This is a genomic window from Bradyrhizobium sp. (genome assembly GCF_016462955.1).
GTDB lineage: Bacteria > Pseudomonadota > Alphaproteobacteria > Rhizobiales > Xanthobacteraceae > Bradyrhizobium.
In genome coordinates this window covers 1-4,621 of sequence record NZ_JAEMSD010000266.1, presented here as the reverse complement: position 1 = coordinate 4,621, position 4,621 = coordinate 1, and the positions used below count along the sequence as shown (strand labels likewise).

The window sequence follows — 4,621 nt, the reverse complement described above, 5'->3', positions numbered from 1 at the left end:
CTCCAGGGCGAGGCCAGCAGATGCGTTTTGCCGGCCTTGCCGTCGGCGTCGATGAAGCGGATCGCGATCGCCTCGCCCTCGCGCGCCACGTCGAGCAGAATCTCCTGGCGGTCGAGCCAGACCGCGCGACGCCGCTCGCGCTGCACCACGCGGCCACCCATCTGGCCGGAGATCTGCCGCTTGCGCTCGCCGAGCACATGATCAATCGCGGCGCCGACCGCGGCGATCCGCCGTGCGACTTCGCCTTCGGGCACGCGCACCGCAAAGCCCTTGGGGAATTCCTCGGCGATGAAGCCGGTCGAAAGCCGTCCCTCGCGCCAGCGCGGATGATGCATCAGCGCCGACAGGAACGGGATGTTGTGCCTGATGCCGTCGACATAGAATGAATCCAGCGCGGTCGCCTGTGCCTCGATCGCCGCTGCACGCGAAGGCGCATGCGTGACCAGCTTGGCGATCATCGGATCGTAGTGAATCGAGATCTCGCCGCCCTCCTGCACGCCGGTGTCGTTGCGGATGGTGATGCCGTCGTGGCTCGCCTCCGCCGGCGGACGATATTTCACCAGGCGCCCGATCGAGGGCAGGAAGTTGCGGAACGGATCTTCGGCGTAGAGGCGCGATTCCACCGCCCAGCCCGTCAGCGTGACGTCCTTTTGCGCGATCGCGAGCTTCTCGCCGCTCGCGACGCGGATCATCTGCTCGACGAGGTCGATGCCGGTGACGAGCTCGGTCACGGGATGCTCGACCTGAAGACGGGTGTTCATCTCCAGGAAATAGAAGCTCTTGTCCTGGCCGGCGACGAACTCGACGGTGCCGGCGGAATCGTAGTTCACGGCCTTGGCCAGTGCGACCGCCTGCTCGCCCATCTTGCGGCGCGTCGCCTCGTCCAGCAGCGGCGACGGCGCCTCCTCGATGACCTTCTGGTTGCGGCGCTGGATCGAGCATTCGCGCTCGCCGAGATAGATCACGTTGCCGTGCTTGTCGCCGAGCACCTGGATCTCGATGTGGCGGGGATCGACGATGAACTTCTCGACGAAGACGCGGTCGTCGCCGAACGAAGCCTTGGCCTCGGCCTTGGCGAGGTTGAAGCCTTCGGCGACCTCGGACCTGGAATTGGCGATGCGCATGCCCTTGCCGCCGCCGCCGGCGGAGGCCTTGATCATCACGGGATAGCCGATCTCGTCGGCGATCTTCACCGCGTGCTTGTCGTCCTCGATGACGCCGAGATAGCCCGGCACGGTCGAGACCTTGGCCTTCGCGGCCGCCTTCTTGGATTCGATCTTGTCGCCCATCGCTGCGATCGCGCCCGGGTTCGGGCCGATGAAGACGATGCCCGCGGCTTCCAGCGCGCGCGGAAAGGCCTCGCGCTCGGACAGGAAGCCGTAGCCGGGATGCACGGCCTCGGCGCCCGTCTTGCGGCAGGCCTCGACGATCTTCTCGATCACCAGATAGCTCTCGGCCGCGGCGGGGGGACCGATCAGAACGGCCTCGTCGGCCATCTCGACATGGAGGGCATCGCGGTCGGCCTCGGAATAGACCGCAACCGTCTGAATTCCCATCTTGCGAGCGGTCTTGATGACCCGGCAGGCGATTTCGCCGCGATTGGCGATCAGAATGCGTTTGAACATGCTTTTCTTGAGTCTCGACCTTGGGCGGGACCCTTCCCCGGCCGTTGGGGCCTGTGGGAGGAGCCGTGTGGCTCCCGTGGTACATCAAAATGGGCTGGAGGCAACGGTCTAAATCCGGGGCCTCTGGCGTACCAGCGCAAGACCGAAACGGGCTCGGGAAGACCTAAGGACGCAGCGCCGCTCCCTGGGGCTTCCCCGCCTTGGCCACGTCCCGGACCAGGTCATGGATGAAGCCCAGCTTGCCGACCACCGCGGGCGACAGGATGAAGGGATAGAGGTCGCGCAGGCCCATGGCGCGGTTGACGCTGTTCATGGCGAAGGTGAAGGGCAGCCATGCGTCGATCAGTGCCTCGACGTCCCTGGCCTCGTAGGGATTGAACCGGATGCGCGCCGTCAACTCCCCGTCGCGATCGACCTTGGGCCGCACCTCCATCCCGAACTCGCTGGCCATCTCCAGCGTGTCGACGATGTGGAGATAGTGCGCCCAGGTCTCGGCGAAGTCTTCCCAGGGATGCATGGTGGCGTAGGCCGAGACGTAGCTCTGCTGCCAGTCCGGCGGCGCGCCTTCGGCATAATGGCGCTGCAGGGCCTGCCCGTAATCGGTGGAATCGTCACCGAAGACCGCACGGCATTCCTCGAGCTTGCCGCCGCCCTGCACCAGCACATCCCAGAAATAGTGCCCGACCTCGTGACGGAAATGCCCGAGCAGCGTCCGATAGGGCTCGCCCATCTCGAGCCTGCGCCGCTCGCGCTCGATCTCGTCGGTCTCGGTGAGCGCGATCGTGATCAGGCCGTTGTCGTGGCCGGTCATGACCCTCTCCCCACTGTTGGGATCGTCGGCAAGAAAATGGAAGATCAGGCCGTGCTCGGGGTTGTCCTGCCGGGTTTCGAGCGGCAGCTTCCAGCGGATCAGGGAATAGAACAGACGGTGTTTCGCCACCTCCAGCTCGCGCCAGCCGGCAAGCTGAACCGGGTCGGACAAATCCGGGACGATGCCGTTGTGGCGGCAGGCGCGGCAATAACCGGTGGTATCGCCGGCGTCCGTCAGCCAGTTGCAGGCGTCATATTCGGCGTTTCGGCACAGCATCCGGCTCTCACCCTTGTCGGCCAGGATTTTCCAGGCCTCCCCGTCGGGCTCGATCGCCGACATCGTCTCCTTCTCCGGGAGGAAGGCGACCCGGTGGCCGCAGCGTTCGCAGGCCCGGTTCTCGAAATAGAGAACATTGCCGCAGGCCTGGCAGACAAAGAGCTTCAAGATCTGGCCTCTCTGGAAAGGGAGCATTAAGAGAAAACTGGCGCCTCGCGAAGACGCTTCGATCGGCGGATCGTTCCAGCGTCTGGAACAAATTGACAGACCGGACGTTGCTTAGCGGAGTTCTCGGCGCCAACGCGTGTGCGCAGTCATTTCCCGTCAATTTATCCTCTAAACAATGGTCATCACGCCCCGTCTGTGTGAATATCGGTCCGGCAAGCGCTCACTTGCATGATGGCCGATGCCTTGAACGATCCCTTGCCTGAGACCATCGCCGCCGAAAGGCTGCGCCAGCACCTCGAAGACGTCGCGCGCGAGCGCGACAACGCCTATCGCGCGCTGCAGGAGCGCGAGGCCGAGCTCGCACGGATCCAGCGCATCGGCAAGGTCGGCGGCGTCGAAGTCGATTTCCGCGAGGGGTTCAAGAACCGCCGTTCGCCCGAATATCTGATGATCCACGGCCTGCCCCCCGAGGCGGCGGACGAAACGCACGAGGCTTGGGTCAACCGCATCCATCCCGAAGACCGGGACGCGACGGTCAGGCATTTCCTGGACGCTCTCGCCGGAACGAGCGAGGATTACACTGCCGAATACCGCATCATCCGTCCGAGCGACGGCGAGACGCGCTGGATCCGGGTCGTCGCCAAGATCGAGCGCGACAAGGATGGCCGCGCCCTCCGCCTCGTCGGCGCCCACATCGACATCACCGACCAGGCGCTCGCGCGCGAAACGCTGCGCGAGAGTGAGGAACGCTTTCGCCTGATCGCCGACAGCGCGCCGGTGCCGATCTGGGTGACCAAGCTCGACCGCAAGCGCTCCTTCGCCAACCAGGCCTATGTCGATTTCGTCGGCCTGCCCTACGATGAGGCCATCGATTTCGACTGGCGTAAGGTGCTGCATCCCGACGACCTGCCGCGCGTGCTCCAGCAATCGGTTGAGGGCGAAGCCTCCCTGAAGCCCTTCGTGCTGGAAGCGCGCTACAGGAACGCCGGCGGCGAATGGCGCTGGCTGCGATCGGAATCGCAGCCGCGCTGGGACCCGACCGGCAAGCATATCGGCTTCATCGGGGTCGCCCACGACATCACCGTCGCCAAGCAGGCGGAGATCGAGCTCCGGCAGCTCAACGAGACTCTGGAAGAACGCATCGCCCAGCGTACCGCCGAGCTCGAAGCCAACGAGGCCCGGCTGCGCGCGATGCTGGAGACCAGCAATCAGTATCAGGGGCTGGTCAATCTGAGAGGGGAGCTGGTCTACGCCAACAGGACCGCGCTCGACGGCATCAAGGCGAGCTCTTCGGAAGTGATCGGAAAGCCGCTATGGGAGACGCCCTGGTTCAGCGAAACGGAGGGCATGAGCGCGCTGGTGCGCCAGGCCTTCGACACCGTGCTGAAGGGTGAAGCGGTCCGCCTGGAGATGCGTCTGCGCCTGCCCATCGGCGAGCGCGACTTCGATTTCGGCATGCGTCCCGTGCTCGACCGCCACGGCAACATCACCGGCGCCGTGCCCGAGGCCGTCGACATCACCGAGCGCCGTCGCGGCGAGGACGCGCTGCGGCAGTCGCAGAAGATGGAGGCGATCGGGCAGCTGACCGGCGGTGTCGCGCACGATTTCAACAATCTCCTCACCATCATCCGCTCGGCAACGGACTTCCTGCGCCGCCGCGAGCGGCCCGAGGAGCGGCGCCGCCGCTATGTCGACGCTATTTCCGACACGGTCGAGCGCGCGTCCAAGCTGACCGCGCAAC

Annotated in this window: 3 protein-coding genes; 1 reads left to right on the top strand and 2 read right to left on the bottom strand. The window is 65.3% G+C overall.

Annotation, left to right across the window (positions count from 1 at the left end; all coding sequences use genetic code 11):
- On the bottom strand, positions 1–1,625 hold a 1,625-nt coding region (locus JHD07_RS23875), incomplete at its 3' end, for an acetyl-CoA carboxylase biotin carboxylase subunit (RefSeq protein WP_291626520.1).
- A gap of 163 nt (positions 1,626–1,788) precedes the next feature.
- On the bottom strand, positions 1,789–2,880 hold the full coding sequence (locus JHD07_RS23870) for a putative zinc-binding peptidase (protein ID WP_291626518.1): 1,092 nt from the start codon (positions 2,878–2,880) through the stop codon (positions 1,789–1,791).
- 228 nt (positions 2,881–3,108) lie between these two features.
- Between JHD07_RS23870 and JHD07_RS23865 the strand changes: the two genes are divergently transcribed.
- A partial coding sequence (locus JHD07_RS23865; protein ID WP_291626516.1) for a PAS domain S-box protein occupies positions 3,109–4,621 on the top strand: 1,513 nt, incomplete at its 3' end.